Raw genomic sequence first — 20,624 nt, forward strand, 5'->3', positions numbered from 1 at the left:
TGTAAACTTAATTAAGGAGGTGAAAATGTAAAGTATTTATTAAAATTGACACAGATATTTATTAAAACCTATTTAAAGTTTCTTTAGTTATTATATAATTAAACAGGGATGTATAAAACGTTAAGATAAATCTTATTAGGGATGGTGTTATAATTGTTAAACTATGCTAATTTATTTTTTCTTTGCATTGCTGGATTTTTAGCTGCCTTTGTAGATTCTATTGCAGGTGGTGGTGGATTAATAAGTGTCCCTGCTTTTCTTATTGCAGGGTTTAATCCTCATTATGCTTTAGGCACTAATAAATTTGCCGCTACTACCGCCTCTTTTACAAGTTCTTTAAAATTTGCTAAGTCGGGAAAAGTAAACTTCAAAGTTTTAAAGTTTATAATCCCCTTTACTTTAGTTGGGGCTGCCTTAGGTGTAAAAACTGTGCTGCTCATAGATCAACAATTCTTGTATCCTTTGGTAATGGTAATGGTTCTTTTTGTTGGCATATATAGCCTATTCTCTAAAACTATTGGGCTAGATAATAAATTTGAAAAAATAACCCCTACTAACATAACTTTAGGTATTTTACTGGGCTTTTCCATTGGCTTTTACGATGGTTTTTTTGGTCCAGGCACTGGTTCCTTTTTAATTTTTGGACTTATTCATATATTTAAGTTTGATTTTACTAATGCCAGCGGCAATGCTAAGTTCTTAAATTTCATAAGCAATATTACCTCTTTAGTGATGTTTGCTATTGAAGGTAAGATTCAATACTTATATGGCATTCCCATTGCCTTATTTATGATTGTAGGTGCACAGCTTGGGACTAAAGCAGCCTTAGCAAAGGGATCAAAGCTCATTAAGCCTATCTTTGTTACCATGTCCTTAGGCGTTGCCATAAAGATGCTTATAAACATGCTATAGAAAATAAAAGCTCAAATAAAAGATAGTTCTCAAAAGTTAACCTTTGAGAACTATCTTTATTTGTTATTTAAACTTTGTTCTTCTCTCTTTTAATGTATAAGTTTATATTATTTTCTTCAATTGATTAGCTTCATATTCCTTTATAAGTCTTTCCTTATTTTCATTTACAAGCAGAACCCTCACCACATTATTGTCCATTTTTAAAATTCTACCTTTTAATTTAGTTCCTAATATATTTACAGGAGAATTCTTTACTAATTCTTTTATGTCCTTTCCTTCACAGTATATACAGCTTGCTCCTCCTTCAAAAACTCTTCTACAGCTTGCACAATAAAATAGTTTGCTCATAAAAATACTCCCCCTCTAGTTTAGGCATCTCCAAAAAAATATCTAGTCAGTCTATTCGTCTATTTTGCGTAATACCGCGTCCACAGAACCCACTAATAGCCCCGCTATTAATGGAACCCGTGTCTTTGTCTTACGCAAAATGTACTTCGCATCTTTGACTAGCTATTTTTTTACGATGCCTTAATCTTAAATTCTCAATTATATATATTCTATATATTTACATTAAATCCTTTAAATTTTTATATTATTTTGTATTTTCTGATAATATATATTTTAGGCTATGTAAAAGAATAGTGTTGATATTATAACAAAATTAAAAGAAGCCCATATACAATTAAATATGTATGACTTCTTTAGTTCGTAATAAAAGAAAGTTGCGAATTAACTTAACGATAAATTACTATTTATCAGGCTGCTACATCTTTCATTAGACTGCCCATAATTAGCGCAATAAATATATCTACAACATGGTCAATTATATGGATAATGGGTAGTTAATAACCTTAGATTTTATCAACATCGCCAATGAGAATTCAGTTACAAATTTTAAAAATTTGTATTAAAATATCCGCTCTAAAAATAACATATTATGCTAATAACTACTCTCTTCAGTTAAAATATATATAATATGCATAAACAGAATAGTGCATATTATATTCGTTACTCTCAGTAAAATCTCATATTACGCTTTATTTTATTGCTAATTTTCTATTTAATCGTCATACCTCTAATTTTGTTGAATACTTAATAATTTTTCTTTATCAAAAAAACATTAACCAAATAATGTTTTCAAGAGCTTTATCCAAATGAAGACAGTTGTTTCCCCATTATTTAATTCATTATCTAAAGTAATTTCGACTTCTTTATTTAATTTTTCTATATTTGATATTATATCTTTAATCTTATAACTATTTAATATTGGCAATGATTTGAATCCTAATATCAATGATGGCCTGTTTTCCTCCATAGTTGTTTCATGTTTATTTACTTCTTGTTTGTTTTCCTTTTTTTCTGAAGAATTTTTCCAATATACTCATTCTCTTTACCTCATTTCTTTTATTAACGATCATGTCTGCCCATAACGTTCTCGCATTAAAGACGTCCTTGAACCTTAGCCAGACTTGGCTTGATGAAAGGATGTGCTTTGGCGCTCTTTTCAAGCCAAAGTGAACTTTAATGTTGTGTTAGACGAAGGTTATTACGATAATCTAGTAAAACGTAATTAACCTAAGTGTTTTTGACTCACTAATATATTCAAATGAACATAACGCTTTGTTTTTTTTGTAATCCTTATTGATGATTTCAATTGAAATATTAAATTTTGTAGTATTATGTTCTTCATCATATGCTAAATTATAAAAATAATTTGACATAATTTTTTGCTTAATTAATTTCTGAAAATCACTTTTACTTATCTCAAGCAAATCTAATTTTTTTAATACTCCAGTCTTATTCTCTTTTAAATATTTGAGTTTAGGCTCTTCAATCAAAATATCAAACAACTCAATATTTTCAAAATCATATTTTATTGCATTAATTGAAAAATTAATATCCTCAATATCTGCACCGATATATGATCTTTCTATCTTGTAACTTAAAAACATATTATAATATAATTCAGGTATACTTCTTTCAATGTATCCATGTTTACCAAAAGGATATCCTCGTAAATTGCAATTATCATATGGATCCCTATCGTCCTCATGTTTCAATATAATATAGTTATTGAATTTAATGCATGTCGTTCCAATTATGAAGGATAAATAATCTTTAAATACAGACGAATATGTCATGTCTGCAGCTGTAACATATTCATCCATTTCACTTAAATTTTCTTTTAGCGTATTATATTGATTTTTAGATAAATTATTAAAATAAGCCAAGTACATATATTCGGGATAATACGGAAAAGAGTCATCTTCGATACTTGATTCAATCAATTCTACTAATTTATAGCTAGGAATACCAATATTAATTAAATCTCCTGATAAGATACTACAATTTAATTCAACGTTTAACCGTGGAATAATTCTATCAAATAGATAATAACCATAGTCTGCTCTTTCTATATGTTGTGTGTTAAAAAGTACTAGCATCTCCAATCTGTCATTCCTTGGAATTAAAGTATTTTTCAAGTCATCATAGCTGATATTCTTATTGGCTAAAATAATCTTCATTTCTTCAAGTGAATACTTTATTGTGTCATATATTTCTTTATTTGATTTTGATATACTAGCTATTAATTTTAATATTATATTATCTCTTGCGTCTAATGTATAAATCATGTTGTCCTCCTAAAACATAGTAATAAATTTTGTCTAACGTTTCTAATTCCCGACGTCGAGACACTTAGCCAGACTTGGCTTAGTGTCGCAGGTGTGTCTTGTCCATCTTTTCAGGACAAGACGAACGGAAATTTTTTGTTAGGTGAAGTGAAATATTAAATATCTTCTTTTTTGAAAATGAACTCAAATAAATCATCTAGAGAATTATCATAACTTTTTTCATCAAATGCTTCTTCTAGGGCTTCATCATCACATCCATAATATACATATAAGGCATTTAATCTTCGCTGAAGCGGTTCCGTTTTATTTTCAGCTACTCTATATAACATAGGTAAAGCAGTATCTACGCAACAACTTACTACATCAAGATAACGTTCTCCTAGTGCCATGGGCCCATGAAAACCTTCATCGTCTATAATACATAATAATTTATATAATTCATCTTGATTTAAACTTGAACAAATCTCACAGGCATAGTCAATAATATCTCTTTCATTACTATTATTAGGATTCCATGACCATCTACTTCTTCCGGCCCCATACCCCAATAACCATAAAACCTCCTTTAATAATTTTTCGCTATTATGACGTACTAAATGCCTAGCAATAAATAGAGTCACTTTATTATCTCGCGAGTATGGGTGATTAGATAAAATTAAAAAGTTATCTAATATGTCTTTTTCATCTCCATCTAGGCACTTATCTAACCATGTTAGTGAAAATTTATAATCAAAATTCATTTTAGTATACTCTCTCACGTCAGGAAAATTGTTACAATTCAACTCTCGTTTAACTGAAACCTTAATTTTCGTTATAGGTACTCTACCGTGGTATTCTTCATGTTCAATAAATTCTTTAATAGGTATCCATGCCCCCAGCTTTATGCTTGGTAAATAAAAGAAGATAATTACAGGCAACATATAGTTTTTCCAATAGTTAAGTTTGTCTTCATCAATATCTAGTTCAAATTCATCTGTTGTCTTATTAAAGTAAGATTGGCCTGTCTTAACTTGAACTGCAACTATTTGGCCAGTAACATTTTCAGAGTCAACAAATTCTATAAAACCATCTATACCTGTATCTGTTTCTCCTGGAACGTCTCTATAAATACAATTATTTTCATTTACTATTTCTTTTAGCTTAATAATCCCCTTATTCTCGGTTTGCTTGCTTGTTTTCCACTTAGGCATTTTATACATCCTTCCTATTATGTTATTTTCTTTTGAATTGTCAGTTACCTTCTCATTTCACCTAACGTTTCTAATTCTCGACACCGAGAAGCATAGAAAGCTCTTTTCTTAGCTTCGCAGGTGCAGCTTGGCTGTCTTTTCAAGCCAAGCTGCACGGGAATTTTTTGTTATGAGATGTTTAAGGATTGCACTTTCTTTCAATAGTGTAATTTCCTCTTATCTTGTCTTTTCAGAACTTAGTTCAAGAAAAAAGGGGGATTCGGCAGTCCAACAAATCTAAAATTATATTACATCAACTCTACAAATTACTATTTGTCTATTTATCAGTTTTAACTCTTACTAGGTCGTCCCAATTTACAATTCTGAATTAACCTTACTATATAATAGTATCACTTAGTTCCATACTTTGGAATAAGATTTTTCAAGTGAAAGCTTTTCGTTGTTGATATATAACCAACGTTAAAGTTAGCCATCTAACTTATATCTATACATCGAAGTATAGATAACAAAGATATTGTGTATTAAGTTTTCCTTAAATTATGCTTATTTTCTTCACTTTAGGATCGCATTAACATAATAAAATTTTTCTCTTCGATGGTTATCCGGGTTGAAGTCACTGTAGAAATACTCTGTATGCTTTATGAGCTCTATCTTAAAATTTGCTAAGAGTTCTTTGATATCATTTAAGTCGGCGTAGAAATGAGGTATACCTTTTTCAAATCCATCTCGGCTTATAATGGCATTTTTGTCTAATTTGTTACATCTATTCTCAATAAATTCTGTACTTTCTTTTGAGCAAAATGACAAATATACCTCACCATTTGGTTTGAGCACCCTTTCAATTTCTGCAATTGTTTTTTTCATGCCAATTGAATCGGTATGAGAAATAACATGGTAAGCAAAGATACAGTCAAAGGATTGATTGGAGTAATTGAGGGATAGCATATCACCAACCTCTGCATTTATAAGCTGATTTTCTTTTGCAGCCCATGTTTTTAAGTATTGAACAGCATAATCAGAAATATCCATTGCTGTTACATTGAAACCTTGTTTTGAAAAATAAATGGCATGGCGACCAAGTCCTGTTCCTAAATCTAAAAGATCAACATAACCTGATTCCCTCCATTTATTTGCTAAGTAAATGCAATTATCTACAGGCTTAAGATGTGGTGATGGGTCAATATTCATCCAATTATGTCCTTTAAGGTTGACAATTTGCTCACTGTTGTTATCCATTTTGTAATCTATTTCAATATCTCCTTTTACTGTTAGTAGAAAAGTGATACGTGGAAATAGATTAAGCTGGACACCTTTCTTACGTGCTGCTGATGGTGATATCCCGTGAATCTCTTTGAAAGCGCACGTAAATGACTCTGGAGATTCATAACCATATTTCAAGGCTACATCGATGACCTTTATAGAATTTGTTTGCAGTTCAATAGCAGCCAATGTCATACGTCTTCTGCGAATATAATCATATATTGATATATTCATAAACACTGAAAATGTACGCTGAAAACTAACTGTAGATTGACACATTATTTTTGCAACTTTATCTAAATCAATGTTGCTGTCTAAGTGATCTTCAATATAATCAAATGCTTCGTTGATTCGTTCATACCAGTTCAAACGTATCCCTCCTCTCTAAAAACAGTATAGTAGATGAATAAATAAAATTCCTTGCACTTTTGGTTTCACTCCTGCAAGGTTATTGCAATAACATTATATACATGTATAGTATGTTATATTAAAAAGTCCAGCAAATAAACTTGCTGGACTTTAGTACGTAATAAAATAAGAAAGCGAATCAACTTAACTGTATATTACAGTAAGCCGGATGCTTTTGAAAATCACTTCGGAAAAACCCGTAACTGTACAGATACCCCGTTTGGGTCATAAACATAGAAATAGCGAGTTTCATCGCCAGGGTTCTGGATGGCAGAAGGGTTAAGACCTCTGTCCTGTGCAAGCTTATGCATTTCATCCAGTTTATCCGTCTCAAAGCAGATGAACATACCTTTGCCTTCAAACTTCTGACCTTGTGGCATGCAGACAAGTTCAATCTCAGTTTCTCCGTTGCCATTTGTCAGAAATGCAAGTTCTCCAGGTCCTGCTTTAAAGCGGCGGGAAATAGTTAGTTCTGTAATCGTCTCATAAAATTCAATAGATTCTTCCAAGTTGTTGACCATTATGGTCACATGCTTAATATGCATAGTATAACCTCCTTTTCTTTATGCAATCTTAAATAATTATCACACAATAAAATATATAACTCAAGAAGTGTTTTCTTCAACATAAATATATCAAAAATCCCTAGCGTCTAACTTATTAAGTTGGCTGAATTTTGCATCTAAGAAATATAATATTTTTATTGCAACATCTATAATTCAATGGTATATTATTATTATAATGATATAAAAAGAAAAGTGTATATTTCATAAAAACTATGAAATATATTATTTTTACCTTTTTGTGCAACCGATTGCATTGTTTGAGTAATTATAACTACTTTTTAGAAGAGGTGTGTATATATGAAAAATTATGTTAACATTGACGAATGGAAAATCATAGAGGAAGGTTTTCATGCCGAAGAAAATGAAGTCTATGAAAGCTTTATGAGCCTTGGTAATGGCAACATGGGCATGAGAGGAAACTTCGAAGAGGATTTTAGCGGAAATACACTAAAAGGAACTTACATTGCTGGGGTTTACTATCCAGATAAAACTCGCGTAGGCTGGTGGAAAAACGGCTATCCGGAGTATTTTGCAAAGGTTTTAAATGCGGTAAACTTTATTGGAATAAGAGTAAGTATTAACGGAGAAAATCTTGACTTAGCTAAAGTTAAAATAAATCAGTTCTCAAGAATTCTAAACATGAGAGATGGCTATCTTTTGAGAACCTTTACTATAGAGGACGGTGAAGGAAGAGAAACAAAAGTAGAAGCAAAAAGATTTCTAAGTATAGCAAATAAGGAGATTGGTGCTATATCTTATAGTGTAACTCCTCAAAATTACCACGGCGTAATAGAATTATCTCCTTATTTAGATGGCGATATTAAAAATAAGGATTCTAACTATGATGAAAAATTCTGGGATGAAATAAGCAAAAATGTTTCTGCCTATGCTGGAGACCTAACTATGAAGACAAAAAAACTAGATTTCTATGTAACCTCAGCTATGAAATATGAAATTCTAGTGGATGGAAATAAGGTAGATCTTACCCCAGAGCTTACTGAAAAAGAAAAATTCGTAGGAAATAAAGTAGTTCTAGAAGCCTCAAAGGGACATACCGTAACTTTAAATAAGTATATATCAATAACTAGCAATAGATATTATAACAATGAGGAATTAGTTTCTAAAGCCTATGAAGCTGTAAATGCTGCTTATGAAGCTGGTTTTGAAGCTCTATTAAAGGCTCATGCTGAAAAATGGCATCATCATTGGAATGAGAGTGACATAGTTATAGAAGGTGATGTTAAAGCTCAGCAATCCATAAGATTTAATATCTTCCAATTAAATCAGACCTATACTGGAGAAGACGAAAGACTTAATATTGGACCAAAGGGCTTTACTGGCGAAAAATACGGTGGAAGCACTTATTGGGATACAGAAGCTTATTGTATACCTTTTTATTTGAGCACTGCCGAGGAAGTTATATCAAAAAATCTTTTGATATATAGACATAAACAATTAGATAAAGCTATAGAAAATGCTGAGAAACTTGGCTTTACTAATGGAGCAGCTTTATACCCAATGGTTACTATGAATGGTGAAGAGTGCCATAATGAATGGGAAATCACCTTTGAGGAAATTCACAGAAACGGTGCCATAGCTCATGCAATATATAATTATGTAAACTATACTGGAGATATAGCGCATTTAGGACAATATGGCTTTGAGGTTCTAGTAGGTATTTCTAGATTCTGGGCCCAAAGAGTAAACTTCTCAGAAGCAAAAGGTAAATATGTAATGCTAGGTGTCACTGGTCCTAATGAATATGACAACAATGTAAATAATAACTGGTATACAAATACCATAGCTTGCTGGACTATGGAATATACCTTAGAGGTTATGGACTACTTGAAGAACAATGAGCCTAAGAGATATGAAGAGCTAGTTAAAATATTAAACTTTAATGAAGAAGAAACCGTTAAATGGAAGGATATAATAGAAAACATGTACTTCCCTGTGGAAGAAAAATTAGGCATATTCCTTCAACAAGATGGCTATATGGATAAAGAGCAAATCCTGGTTAAGGACTTAGATTCAAAACATTTACCTTTAAATCAAAAATGGTCTTGGGATAGAATTCTCCGTTCCTGCTTTATAAAGCAAGCAGATGTACTTCAAGGTATTTATTTCTTTGAAGATAGATATGACTTTGATACTATAAAGAGAAACTTTGACTTCTATGAACCTAGAACTGTTCATGAGTCTTCCCTTTCCCCTTGCGTTCACTCCATATTAGCTGCAAAAATAGGTATGCAGGAAAAAGCTTACGAGATGTACCTAAGAACAGCAAGGTTAGATTTGGATAACTATAATAATGACACAGAGGACGGACTTCATATTACAAGCATGGCTGGAACATGGATGTCCATAGTTCATGGCTTTGGCGGCATGAGAGTAAGACAAGGAGTTCTATGCTTCAATCCATTTATTCCTGATGCTTGGAGCAAATTCTCCTTTAAGATTATGTTTAGAAAGAATTTATTAAAGGTTACAGTGGATAAATCTAATGTGGTCATAGAACTTGAAAATGGTTCTGAACTTGCATTAAAGATACACGAAAAAGAATATACTGTTAAACCAGGCTCTACTATAGTAGTAGAAACAATGTAAAATATAATAAGTGAGGTATTGATATGTTAAATAATAATAATTTACCTAAAGTAGCTTATTTTTGTATGGAGTACGGTTTAGACACCAGCATGAGAACTTATGCTGGTGGTTTAGGAATACTAGCTGGAGACTATTTAAAAGGTGCTAAGGATTACAATGTGCCCTTGGTTGGCCTAGGTCTAAAGTGGAAGCAAGGCTATACCGATCAGAAAATTGGAAAGGATGGCCGTCCTTATGATAGCTATCATAACTATGACTATGACTTTTTAAAAGATACTGGTATTAAGGTAACTGTGAAAATTCGTCAAAGAGATGTAGTGTGTAAGGTATGGGAATTAGATAAATTCGGTAATGCTCCTATTTATTTATTAGACACAGATATTCCTGAAAATGAAGATGCATGGATTACTGGTCAATTATATGGCTGGTTTGGCGAAGAAAGAATTGCACAGGAAATGGTACTTGGTATTGGCGGAGTTAGAGCCTTAAGAGCTCTTGGTTATGAAGCTGAGGTATATCATTTTAATGAAGGTCATGCAGTCTTTGCTGGCTTAGAGTTAATGAGAGAAAAGCTAGAAAAAGGTTTTACTTTTAAAGAAGCATGGGAAGCTTCTAGAGACGAGATAGTGTTCACCACGCATACCCCTATAGTTCAAGGAAATGAATCTCACACCCTTGATAGATTGATGTACATGGGGGCAAATAATGGATTAACTATTGAGCAAATGATTGAATTAGGTGGAGCTCCTTTTAATATGACTGTAGCAGCCTTAAGATTATCAAGAATATCTAACGGTGTAGCCCAGCTCCATAAGGAAACCTCAAATAAAATGTGGGAACACATTGAAGATAAATCAGATATTATAGGCATCACTAACGCTATTCATTTACCTACTTGGGTGGATGATAATATGATAAAGTCCGCTGAAAGTAATGAAGGTCTTTGGGAAAACCATATAAAAAATAAAGAGGCACTTATAGATTTTGTTTATGAAAGAAATGGTGTGAAGCTAGCTGCTGATAAATTGTTGATTGGTTTTTCTAGGCGTGCGGCACCTTATAAAAGAAGCAATTTAATTTTCACAGATAAGGCAATAATTGAACCTCTACTAAGAGAAGGAAAGATACAGATAGTATTCTCCGGTAAAGCTCATCCTTTAGATGATACAGGAAAGAAAATAGTTGAAAACATAGTAGCTATGTCTAAAGAGTATCCAAATTCCGTGGTTTTCTTAGAAAATTATGATATGACCATTGGAAGAATGCTAACTAGAGGCTCTGATGTATGGCTAAATAATCCTAGAAGACCTTTAGAAGCTAGTGGCACCTCTGGAATGAAGGCAGCCATGAATGGTGTTCTAAACTGCTCCATATTAGATGGCTGGTGGCCTGAAGCTTACAATCATGGTGTAAATGGATGGCAATTTGGAGATGGTAAATCAGTAGATGATTTTAGCACCTTAGAAGAATTAGATGAGTATGATCTAAGAGCTTTATACAAGGTTTTATTAGAAGAAGTTCTTCCAACCTACTATGGAAACAGAGAAAAATGGGTAGAAATGATGAAGAACAGCATATTAAGCACTAAAGAATATTTCTCAGTAAAAAGAATGTTAGAAGAATATTATAGTAAAATGTATATAAAATAGCAAAGGGAGTTCGTCTCCCTTTACTATTTATCTTAATAAAAAAAACTAGTCAGTTGTAATCATACATTTGACTAGTTTTTCTTAATAATACATCTATATTATTGAATCTCTTTCTATTAGGTTTGTTTCGATGATATAATGATTATCCGTAATAGAAGAATCCTTTAATTTATCAATCAATAGCTTTGCAGCATAATATCCTAGCTTATTTGCATTAATGTCTACGGAAGAAAGTGAAGGTGTTTGATAGGCTGCTAAAGGAGTATTATTAAAGCCCACCAAGGATATGTCTTTAATCTTTTTTTCCTCTAGTACGGCATTTGCTCCAAAAGCTAATAAATCATCGGTAGTTACTACTGCAGAAGGCATAGTAAAATCTAAAATCTTTCTCATGCCCTCCATTCCACACTCTTCTGTAAAATCATTTTCCTGTGCTATTAAATTGTCATTAAAGTTTATACCATGAACCTGAAAGGCTCTCTTATAACCATCTAATCTATCCTTTGACATGTTCCAATCCTTAGGGCCACCGATAAAGGCTATACTTCTATGTCCCTTCATTATCAAAGTATTTACCACTTTATACATGGCTTGAAAGTTGTCATTGTCTACCCATAAGGTATTTTCCGTGTTTTCTGGTCGTCCTACTACCACAAAGGGATAGCTTATTTTATTTAAAAACTTTATACATTTATCATTAGCTCTGGAAGTCAATAATATAATTCCATCCACTAATCTGCTATTAGTATAATTTTTAATAAAGTTTACCTCTTCATTTTCATTCTTGCTGAAGGCATACATTATATAATAACCTTTCTTTTGAGCGTACACACTTATACCTGTCATAACTTGTATGAAAAATGGATTTTTAAACAAATCATCCCCTTCGCTTGGGAGAATTAATCCCAAGGTGTGAGTCTGACTATTAGCTAAACTTCTAGCTATAGCATTGGGATGATAATTCAGCTTTTTTATGGTTTCTAAAACTCTCTCTTTTGTTTCGTCACTTATTCTAGGATTTCCTGCTAAGACCCTTGAAACTGTTGATGGGGAAACATTGGCTTCCCTTGCTACATCTTTTATTGTGGTATTCATTGTAAATTTCACTCCCATATCTATTAAACAATTTTGGCTTACCAGGATTTTTATAGGGAAACAACTCAAACTTAAAACTTATCTTTTGTACCGAAATCTCCTAAAGCTCGAAATTTTGGAACCTGCTTAAGTTAAGTTAATCAGTTGCTTCCCTGCAGGAGGATGTGAAAAAAGGTGTTCTATAGGTTTCCCTACACCGCACGTGGATCCCCACGAGCGACCCGTGAAAAAGAACACCTATGTTTTTCACATCCTCCTATACATCCTCTAGTCAAATAACCTATTTTAAGTGTAAATGCTTTTCATTATTTTATCAATAGAAATATTACTTAATACTTCCAGCCGCAATAGACTTGATAATATGCTTTTGAGCACTAAAATAGAATATTATTACCGGAATTATAGTTAAAACTAGCCCCGCTAAGGCTAAATGCCATTGCTTAGTATATTGTCCAAAGAAGAAAAAGGTTTTTAAAGGAATAGTCTGTGTTGATGGCTTATTAATTACTAAAGATGGCAATAAGAAGTCATTCCAAATCCATACTGTATTTAATATAGCCACAGTAATAGTTATGGGCTTTAATAGTGGAAATATAATATGCCAAAAGGTTTGGAATTTAGTACATCCATCTATCATAGCCGCTTCATCTAATTCCTTAGGTATACCTTTAACAAATCCATGATACAAGAATATGGACATAGCTGCTCCAAAGCCAAGATACATGAAGATGATACCGCCCATATTCAATAATCTTAGTTTACCCATTAATCTTACTAAAGGAAGCATTACAGATTGAAAAGGTACTAACATAGATGATACGAATAAGTAAAATATAAAGGTACTTGTTTTAGTTTTTGTTCTCTCAAGCATCCAAGCTGCCATGGAGGAGAAAACAATTATCACTATTATACTTGTTACTGTAATAAACAACGAATTTCCTAGTGCCCTAAAAAAGTCTAATTGCTTAAAAGCTTCTTTATAATTTGCAAAACTCCATACCTTTGGGAAGGATAATGTATCTTCGAAAAGCTCCTTTTTAGTTTTAAAAGAATTTATAAGAATCACATAAAAAGGTGATAAAAACAATAACCCTAAAATCACTCCGACTATCCCATTGGCTATGTTTGAGCTCTTAAAACCCTTTGATGTTGTTTTTTCCATTATGCTTCCACCTCACCCTTCTTAGATACATAAACTTGAGTTATAGTTATAACCCCTACAATTAAGAATAAAATAAAAGCTTTTGCTTGAGCTACACCCATTTCATTAAATTTAAATGCAGTATTATAAATGTTCATAGCCATCATTTGAGTAGAGTTACCTGGTCCTCCTGCGGTTAAAGATAAGTTTTGATCATATAATTTAAAGGAGTTTGACAATGTCAAAAATAAACTTACAGTAAATGCTGGTCTAACCAAAGGGAAGATTATATTTTTTAATCTCTGCCAAGTATTAGCCCCATCTATCATAGAAGCTTCTACAAGCTCTTGCGGAATATTTTGAATAGCCGCTATATATATAACCATTAGGTATCCTGCCATTTGCCAAGACATGAGTATTATCAATCCATAAAATCCTGTCTTTCCATCTGACAGCCAACCTAATAACCATTGTTGTCCAGTTAAATTTCCTAAAGTGGCAAATATCTCTTTAAATATAAACTGCCATATAAATCCTAATATGAGTCCACCTATAAGGTTTGGCATAAAAAATAATGTTCTTAATAAATTATTTATCTTTAATTTTCTTGTAACTAATAATGCTAATCCAAATCCTAATATATTTAATACTATTACAGATACAACAGTAAACTTGAAAGTAAATATGAATGAATCTAAAAATCCTTGATCTTTAAAAGCAGCCACATAGTTTTTGAGTCCAATCCAAGAAACATCTGATTTAATACCGTTCCAATCTGTGAAAGAATAATATATTCCGAATAGCAAAGGTAGTAATACAACTAATAGGAAGGCGACTAGTACTGGCCCTACAAACAGCCAAAATGAAATATTATTCTTTTTCAATGCTATCTCCCCTTTTGCTTTATTAATCCACTATATTTAAATTCCTGGAAGAGTGTTCACTCCTCCAGGAATATTTACTTTTAATTCCTATAAAAATTATTTTGCTCTAGCTTCTGACCAAGTCTTTTTAGCGTTTTCAACTAGCTTATCCCAAGTGATTTCACCTGCAGTATATTTTTGAATATCTGCACCTAGCTTATCCATTCCCCAACCTGTTGGATATCCCATGAATACCCATGGCATTGTTTTTCCTTCATTTGAGTATTTTAAAACATCTTTAGCTAGTGGATCTGATGGTTGTAAAGCTTCACTTTCATATCCTTTTAATGCTGGTATGAATTTAAAGTCTTTTATAATCATTTCTTTACCCTTATCAGAAGTATATAACCAGTTTAAGAACTCTTTAGCTGCTTTCTTTGTATCTGCATCCTTCTTAGAGTTTATTGACCAGTACATTGGCACTCCAACTGGAATAGCACCTTCTTTGACTCCATCTAAAGGCATTGGTAATATTCCTATATTTTTTGCTAAGTCAGCATCTACGCCACTTACAGAACCGAAAGCCCAGTTACCTTGTTGAATCATAGCAGCTTTTCCTAGAGAGAATTTCTTTTCTACTTGAGTTGCATAGTCAACACTGTTTATAGACTTATTTGTGTTGTCTGGTTTAAAAGCATATTTTATTTGAAGATCTATTAATTTCTTTAATTGATCATTGTACTTGAATTCTATTTGTTTAGCATTAAAGGAATCTTTTGCACTCTTAAATTCATTAGAGAAAGCCACGTTTGATAAATGTAATCCTGTTACCCAAGTTTCTTTTCCTGGTAGGGCAAATACTGAATCAATTTTTAGATCTGCTTTCTTTGAATCAAGGGTTGCAGCAGCCTTTTCTAAATCTGCAAAAGTCTTTATAGAAGCTGGATCTATACCTGCTTTACTAAATATGTCCTTGTTGTAGATAAAACCGTATCCTTCTTGGTTGAATGGCATACCATATAATTTCCCATCTAATGTAACTGACTCTAAAGTTCCTTGGAATGCTTTTGACACCCATGGTTGGTCACTCAAGTCTTCTAACTTCTCTTTCCAATCAAGCGCGTCTTGAGTTCCTCCTATATTGTATATTACTGGCTCCTGACCTGATGCAAACTTTGATTTTAAAGCAGCACCATAATCTTCTCCTCCACCTACTGTTTGTAAATTAAATTTAACATTTGGGTTTAAAGCTGTGTATTCGTTAGTAGCTTTTTCAAGAGCATCCTTAGCCTCAACCTTGAACTGGAAAATATCGATAGTTACATTCTTCTTAGAATCATTTCCAGTGCTACCTTTATCATCGCCTTTACTTGAGCATCCTGCAAATATGCCTGCTGTTAAAACTACTGAGCAAGCTAGTGCTACAAGCTTTTTAACATTTTTCATAAATAACCCCTCCGTTTTATAACGTTTTCTTTTATGCATTATTCAATGCAACCGTTTGCATGTTTTAATTATAATACATAGATTTTTAATAGTCAATACGCTTTTGTAGAAAATACTAAATATTTTCTTTTGGTCCACATATCTATGCATATTTACTTTAAAAATTCTAATTCTTAATTTACATCCATGCTTCTCTTTTGTGTATTCCTACAATGTAATTGTTTACAGTTTGTATGCTTTCTATTCTACATATTTCTTTAACTTTTTCTTATGGTGCTATAAAATTTACCATATTAATTAAAATTAGGATCCATTTCACGCAAACGATTGCATATTTTTCATCTATTCCTGTTGCATTTTTTGTTTTATTAATGTAGAATTTTTCCTAAGCATATTATTTTTACGACAGGAGGAATTTATATGAATATAAAGGCTTGTTTATTTGATTTAGATGGAGTTATTGTTGATACTGCTAAATATCACTATCTTGCATGGAAAAGACTAGCTAGTGAATTAGGCTTTGATTTTACAGAAAAAGATAATGAGAGATTAAAGGGAGTTAGCAGAATGGCTTCCTTAGAAATATTATTGTCCATAGGCAACATGGAAATGGAAGAAAAATCAAAACTTGAGTTGGCAGAGAAAAAGAACCAGTGGTATGTAGAATATATCTCTAAAGTAGACAAAAGCGAATTGCTTCCAGGTGTGGAGGATTTTTTTAAGCTGCTAAAAGAAAATGAAATAAAAATAGCCTTAGGTTCTGCTAGTAAGAACTCTATGACAATTCTAAAAAATACAGGCATTGTAGGATATTTTGATGCCATAATAGATGGGAACAAGGTTTCAAAGGCTAAACCTGATCCAGAAGTATTTGTACTAGGCGCTAAGGAATTAGGAGTTTCCTCTGAGGAATGTGTGGTTTTTGAAGATGCCGAGGCTGGCATTGAAGCTGCTAAAAGTGCCAATATGAAAGCTATTGGCGTAGGTTCACCTGAAATCTTAAATAAAGCAGATAAAATTATCTCTGGATTTTCAGGAATTAGTTTAGATATACTAAACTTCTAATTTACCAATACAAAATTTACAATTGAATACTTTTAACTTGTGATATGCAATAGTTTAAAAACTTTATATAGAGCGCAATAAAAAAGTAACTAGTCACTATTACTTATGTATTTGACTAGCTACCTTTTATTGCATCTAAATCTGAAATTTTCCCTATGGAAAAATTTCCTCCCTTATTGTGAATTGTGCATTGTGAATTAACTAAGCCGCTACAACCCTAGATACAATTATAGCTATACCTATTAATAATCCTGCCACTACAACGGCTACAGCCATATTCTTATTTTCTAGCTCTTTATTAAAGTCTACAGGTATCATCCAATCGAAAAATTTATAGCCTATAGCCATAATAAAAATTCCTAGTAGTCCAAAAACTAAACTTAATCCTAAATTTCTCAATATTTCCATGACATCCATAAGTAGAGCCTCCCCTCATATTATTAATCTTTGATGCTATAAATTTACATTAATTATAGCACAAAACGGCTAATATAACACTCTTTTATCTTCTTGTCTTTTAGTTAATTTTATTGAGTCAAAGTGCTCTAATATTGCTACAGCATACTTTCTGCTGGTATTTAGAATATCTCTAGCCTCTCCTGCTGTTATAAAGCCTTGAACTTTTATCTTTTCTAAAATATGTTCTTTTGCTTTATCATAATGTTCTTTTAAAAATATAGCCTCTTCTGAGGTTTTTACTAAAGCTTCATTATCTATTAAGGAGTCAAACACCATCTTAAAACCTTTTTTATCTTTTTCCTTATTTAAGATTTCTTCATACTTAGGAGGAGAATAAGGATTCTCATTAAATGCCCTTAAAATGTTTTCTTTTATAGCTTCCTGCTCTTTGGTGTATTTAATCTCAAAATCATTTAAAGACAGATAACTATTAGTTATTTTTATTATATTTAAATTTTGAAGCTTATCTAATATCTCGTCATAATTCTTTTGTTTTATTGCCTTCCCATAAACCTTTACCTTTAATTCCTCTTTAGAAATACCTGCTTTAAGCGGATTTTCCTTATGGTAAGCTTGTAATAATTTTTGCATTATTTCTATAGACTTATTAAAGAAATTCTTATGTATATATACTTTTTTATCTCCCCAGGTGAGTTCTATAATTTTTCCTTCACTTAATAATCCTTGCAGTTTTTCTTCAATATTTTCTTCATTTTTTCCTAGAGCTTTTAGAATATCAGAAACAGTGGGATAAGTACTGCTTAGCTTCTCTATAGTCTTTTCTAATATTCCCCCTAATTCTCCACTCTCTTTGATTTTCAACTCCTCAATGTAATTACTATCAAAGCGCTTAGCTTTATGAGCTACGGGCTGAATAACTGTTCCACCAGCTACAGTTATCATAGGAGAATAGGTTCTTAATACATACCTATCATTTCTTTGAGTTGTAATAGGTTTTTCAAGTCTAAATTGAACATAAGCTTCTTCACCTGGCTTTATCTCTTCCTTATCTAAAATTATAACTCTACATAGGACTTCTGAAGTTCCATGATATAGCCTCATCCTTTGCCTATTTTCTATAGGCTTTTCTGCACTTTTTAAATGATATAGCTTTCCATCCACTATTAAAGAGGATTCCATCAGCTTTTCCTTTGATATTACGTCTCCTCTTTCTATATCCTCAACCTTTACATTAGCTATATTTAAAGCGCATCTCTGTCCTGCCTCTGCTACTTCCACATTGGTTTCATGCACTTGTATATTTCTTATCTTGCCTAAAACCATAGAAGGATAAACTTGTATGGTCTCTCCTTCTTTTATTTTTCCGCTGATTACAGTGCCTGTCACTACAGTACCAAAGCCACTAACTGAAAATACCCTATCCACCGGAAGTCTAAAATGTCCTTCTGTATCTTTAGCCGCTACCTCCTCTGTGGCCTTTTCAATTTCTTTTATGAGAGATTCTAGTCCCTGTCCAGTTTTTGATGAAACGGGAATTATTGGTGCACTTTCTAAAAAAGTATTTTTAAATTTTTCTTTAACCTCTCCTACCACCATTTCTTTCCACTCATCATCCACTAAATCACTTTTAGTTAAAACTACTATTCCCTTTTTTATATTTAATAGCTGAAGTATTTCAAAATGCTCTTCTGTCTGTGGCATTATACCTTCATCTGCTGCTATAACTAGCAATACTACATCTACACTGCTAACTCCAGCCAACATGTTTTTTATAAACTTCTCATGGCCTGGTACGTCAATTATTCCTGCTTGTTTTCCAGAAGGTAAATCAAAAAAAGTAAATCCTAGGTTTATAGAGATTCCTCTAGCCTTTTCTTCCTTAGTAGTGTCTGTTTCTCTTCCTGTCAGTGCCTTTATAAGAGTAGTTTTTCCATGATCTATATGCCCTGCAGTGCCTATAATAACATGCTTCATATCACATTCTCTCCTATTACCTTAAATGCTTCTGCAATAATGTCCATATCTTCTTCTAATATAGTTCTAACATCTAGTATTACTTCTCCGTTATAAACTCTTGCCACTATAGGCACATTATTTTTTCTTAGCATCTCTTCAATTTGCTTTTCTGATAATTTATCACTTTTAACTTTAATAACATAAGTAGGCATCTTTTCTGTAGGCATGGATCCTCCTCCTACCATGGAGTAATCCTCTGCCATATTGAATAGAAGATTCTCCGTAGCACTCCTAAGCTTTTTTCTTAGCTTAAAAGCTTTTTTCTTTAAATCTTCTTTACTCATAAGCATCATATTTAAGGTAGGTATATTCTTTATAGCATATTCTTCATCCACATAGTATTTTAAGGTACCTTCTAAGGCTGCCAAAGTCATTTTATCAATTCTTAGGGCTCTGGTTAATTGATTCTTTTTAATTTTATCTATGTACTCTTTCTTACCTACGATTATACCGGCTTGAGGACCACCTAGCATCTTATCTCCACTAAAGGTTACCACATCAGCACCTTTTCTAAGGCTTTCTTGAACAGTAGGTTCATATATAAAACCATATTTAGAAAGATCAATTAATACTCCGCTGCCTATATCCTCTACCACAGGAATACTATATTTCTTTCCTAAAACAGCTAATTCTTCTAAAGACACTTCTTCTGTAAAACCCATAATTTTAAAATTAGAAGTATGGACCTTTAAAAGCACTCCTGTATTTTCCTTTATATTATTTTCATAATCATATACATGGGTTCTATTAGTAGTGCCTACCTCTACCAAAGTAGCTCTGCTAAATTTCATAACCTCTGGTACTCTAAAGGAGCCTCCTATTTCAACCAATTGCCCTCTTGATACTATAGCCTCTTTATTTTCACATAAAGTATTAAGTACAAGCATCACCGCTGCTGCATTATTATTTACTACCAAAGCAGCCTCAGCCCCTGTTATTTCTTTTATAAGTTCTTCTATATGGCTGTATCTAGAACCTCTTTGCCCTTTTTCTAAGTCATACTCTAGATTATTATAATTGGCGGCCACCTCAATTACGTTTTTCATAGCCTTCTCACTAAGTATAGACCTGCCTAGATTAGTATGTATTACTATGCCTGCTGCGTTTATAACCCTATTAAGCTTTGATTTATTATGTAACTCTATTATATTCTCAAATTTATTTGCTATATCTTCATTATTAAAATCTTCAATGGCACCTTCTAAAATAGACTTTCTAAAATAGTCTAAGGTCTCCCTCAAGCTTTCTAGTACCATTTTTCTTGGAGAATCTTTTAAATACTTTTTTACGCTGTCCATATCTAAAAGCTCATCCATCTTAGGCAACCTTCTTAAAAGCTCCTTATTCATCCTT

Annotated in this window: 17 protein-coding genes; 4 read left to right on the forward strand and 13 right to left on the reverse strand. The window is 32.4% G+C overall.

The features are described from left to right. Positions 1-153: 153 nt before the first annotated feature. Positions 154-912: a TSUP family transporter gene (locus BN2665_RS17190; RefSeq protein WP_055668301.1), complete on the forward strand. Its 759-nt coding sequence runs from the start codon at positions 154-156 to the stop codon at positions 910-912. A 102-nt stretch (positions 913-1,014) separates the two neighbouring features. Here BN2665_RS17190 and BN2665_RS17195 read toward each other — a convergent pair whose 3' ends face one another. The 6 genes from BN2665_RS17195 to BN2665_RS17215 form a co-directional block, all read right to left on the reverse strand. Continuing rightward, the gene (locus BN2665_RS17195; protein ID WP_055668302.1) at positions 1,015-1,260 is read right to left on the reverse strand and encodes a hypothetical protein; all 246 of its coding nucleotides are present in this window, start codon (positions 1,258-1,260) and stop codon (positions 1,015-1,017) included. Positions 1,261-2,032: 772 nt separating this feature from the next. Next, positions 2,033-2,227, reverse strand: coding sequence for a hypothetical protein (locus BN2665_RS27105; protein ID WP_154674975.1), 195 nt, complete (start codon positions 2,225-2,227; stop codon positions 2,033-2,035). A 241-nt stretch (positions 2,228-2,468) separates the two neighbouring features. Continuing rightward, entirely contained in the window at positions 2,469-3,545 is a 1,077-nt protein-coding gene (locus BN2665_RS17200) for a hypothetical protein (protein ID WP_055668303.1), read from the reverse strand. Positions 3,546-3,700: 155 nt separating this feature from the next. After that, a complete protein-coding gene (locus BN2665_RS17205; protein ID WP_055668304.1) occupies positions 3,701-4,735 on the reverse strand; it encodes a DUF4365 domain-containing protein in 1,035 nt (344 codons plus the stop codon). Positions 4,736-5,287: 552 nt separating this feature from the next. Continuing rightward, positions 5,288-6,364 (reverse strand): methyltransferase domain-containing protein, encoded by a 1,077-nt coding sequence (locus tag BN2665_RS26730; RefSeq protein WP_055668305.1) that lies wholly within the window; start codon positions 6,362-6,364, stop codon positions 5,288-5,290. Between the two features lie 221 nt (positions 6,365-6,585). Next, on the reverse strand, positions 6,586-6,948 hold the full coding sequence (locus BN2665_RS17215) for a VOC family protein (protein WP_055668306.1): 363 nt from the start codon (positions 6,946-6,948) through the stop codon (positions 6,586-6,588). 318 nt (positions 6,949-7,266) lie between these two features. Here BN2665_RS17215 and BN2665_RS17220 point away from each other — a divergent pair, with 318 nt between their 5' ends. Further along, the gene (locus tag BN2665_RS17220; protein WP_055668307.1) at positions 7,267-9,576 is read left to right on the forward strand and encodes a glycoside hydrolase family 65 protein; all 2,310 of its coding nucleotides are present in this window, start codon (positions 7,267-7,269) and stop codon (positions 9,574-9,576) included. Positions 9,577-9,599: 23 nt separating this feature from the next. After that, positions 9,600-11,225: an alpha-glucan family phosphorylase gene (gene glgP / locus BN2665_RS17225; protein WP_055668308.1), complete on the forward strand. Its 1,626-nt coding sequence runs from the start codon at positions 9,600-9,602 to the stop codon at positions 11,223-11,225. Positions 11,226-11,318: 93 nt separating this feature from the next. Here glgP and BN2665_RS17230 read toward each other — a convergent pair whose 3' ends face one another. The 4 genes from BN2665_RS17230 to BN2665_RS17245 form a co-directional block, all read right to left on the reverse strand. Continuing rightward, complete coding sequence (locus BN2665_RS17230) at positions 11,319-12,320, reverse strand: LacI family DNA-binding transcriptional regulator (RefSeq protein WP_055668309.1); 1,002 nt, start codon at positions 12,318-12,320, stop codon at positions 11,319-11,321. Between the two features lie 325 nt (positions 12,321-12,645). Then, on the reverse strand, positions 12,646-13,482 hold the full coding sequence (locus BN2665_RS17235) for a carbohydrate ABC transporter permease (protein WP_055668310.1): 837 nt from the start codon (positions 13,480-13,482) through the stop codon (positions 12,646-12,648). Next, a complete protein-coding gene (locus BN2665_RS17240; RefSeq protein WP_055668311.1) occupies positions 13,482-14,345 on the reverse strand; it encodes a carbohydrate ABC transporter permease in 864 nt (287 codons plus the stop codon). Before BN2665_RS17240 ends, BN2665_RS17235 begins: the two co-directional genes overlap by 1 nt. Positions 14,346-14,441: 96 nt before the next feature. Next, positions 14,442-15,770: an ABC transporter substrate-binding protein gene (locus BN2665_RS17245; RefSeq protein ID WP_055668312.1), complete on the reverse strand. Its 1,329-nt coding sequence runs from the start codon at positions 15,768-15,770 to the stop codon at positions 14,442-14,444. Positions 15,771-16,190: 420 nt separating this feature from the next. On the opposite strand from BN2665_RS17245, the gene pgmB reads away from it, so the two are divergent. Continuing rightward, a complete protein-coding gene (pgmB, locus tag BN2665_RS17250) occupies positions 16,191-16,835 on the forward strand; it encodes a beta-phosphoglucomutase (RefSeq protein WP_055668313.1) in 645 nt (214 codons plus the stop codon). A gap of 201 nt (positions 16,836-17,036) precedes the next feature. Here pgmB and BN2665_RS17255 read toward each other — a convergent pair whose 3' ends face one another. From BN2665_RS17255 to selA, 3 genes are all read right to left on the reverse strand, one after another. After that, the gene (locus BN2665_RS17255) at positions 17,037-17,252 is read right to left on the reverse strand and encodes a DUF350 domain-containing protein (protein ID WP_055668314.1); all 216 of its coding nucleotides are present in this window, start codon (positions 17,250-17,252) and stop codon (positions 17,037-17,039) included. Between the two features lie 69 nt (positions 17,253-17,321). Further along, positions 17,322-19,229 carry a selenocysteine-specific translation elongation factor gene (gene selB / locus BN2665_RS17260; protein ID WP_055668315.1) on the reverse strand — a complete coding sequence of 636 codons (1,908 nt, stop codon included), beginning with the start codon at positions 19,227-19,229 and terminating at the stop codon, positions 17,322-17,324. After that, positions 19,226-20,620: an L-seryl-tRNA(Sec) selenium transferase gene (gene selA, locus BN2665_RS17265; RefSeq protein ID WP_055668316.1), complete on the reverse strand. Its 1,395-nt coding sequence runs from the start codon at positions 20,618-20,620 to the stop codon at positions 19,226-19,228. The genes selB and selA overlap by 4 nt, the downstream gene beginning before the upstream one ends. Between the last annotated feature and the right edge of the window lie 4 nt (positions 20,621-20,624).

The organism is Desnuesiella massiliensis, assembly GCF_001403615.1.
GTDB lineage: Bacteria > Bacillota > Clostridia > Clostridiales > Clostridiaceae > Desnuesiella > Desnuesiella massiliensis.

Coding starts and splice junctions, on each gene's coding strand:
- BN2665_RS17235 (WP_055668310.1), bottom strand. CDS start 13,482: ATGGAAAAAACAACATCAAAGGGTTTTAAGAGCTCAAACATAGCCAAT.
- selA (WP_055668316.1), bottom strand. CDS start 20,620: ATGAATAAGGAGCTTTTAAGAAGGTTGCCTAAGATGGATGAGCTTTTA.
- BN2665_RS27105 (WP_154674975.1), bottom strand. CDS start 2,227: ATGGAGGAAAACAGGCCATCATTGATATTAGGATTCAAATCATTGCCA.
- glgP (WP_055668308.1), top strand. CDS start 9,600: ATGTTAAATAATAATAATTTACCTAAAGTAGCTTATTTTTGTATGGAG.
- BN2665_RS17205 (WP_055668304.1), bottom strand. CDS start 4,735: ATGCCTAAGTGGAAAACAAGCAAGCAAACCGAGAATAAGGGGATTATT.
- pgmB (WP_055668313.1), top strand. CDS start 16,191: ATGAATATAAAGGCTTGTTTATTTGATTTAGATGGAGTTATTGTTGAT.
- BN2665_RS17220 (WP_055668307.1), top strand. CDS start 7,267: ATGAAAAATTATGTTAACATTGACGAATGGAAAATCATAGAGGAAGGT.
- selB (WP_055668315.1), bottom strand. CDS start 19,229: ATGAAGCATGTTATTATAGGCACTGCAGGGCATATAGATCATGGAAAA.
- BN2665_RS17255 (WP_055668314.1), bottom strand. CDS start 17,252: ATGGATGTCATGGAAATATTGAGAAATTTAGGATTAAGTTTAGTTTTT.
- BN2665_RS17215 (WP_055668306.1), bottom strand. CDS start 6,948: ATGCATATTAAGCATGTGACCATAATGGTCAACAACTTGGAAGAATCT.
- BN2665_RS17245 (WP_055668312.1), bottom strand. CDS start 15,770: ATGAAAAATGTTAAAAAGCTTGTAGCACTAGCTTGCTCAGTAGTTTTA.
- BN2665_RS17230 (WP_055668309.1), bottom strand. CDS start 12,320: ATGAATACCACAATAAAAGATGTAGCAAGGGAAGCCAATGTTTCCCCA.
- BN2665_RS17200 (WP_055668303.1), bottom strand. CDS start 3,545: ATGATTTATACATTAGACGCAAGAGATAATATAATATTAAAATTAATA.
- BN2665_RS17195 (WP_055668302.1), bottom strand. CDS start 1,260: ATGAGCAAACTATTTTATTGTGCAAGCTGTAGAAGAGTTTTTGAAGGA.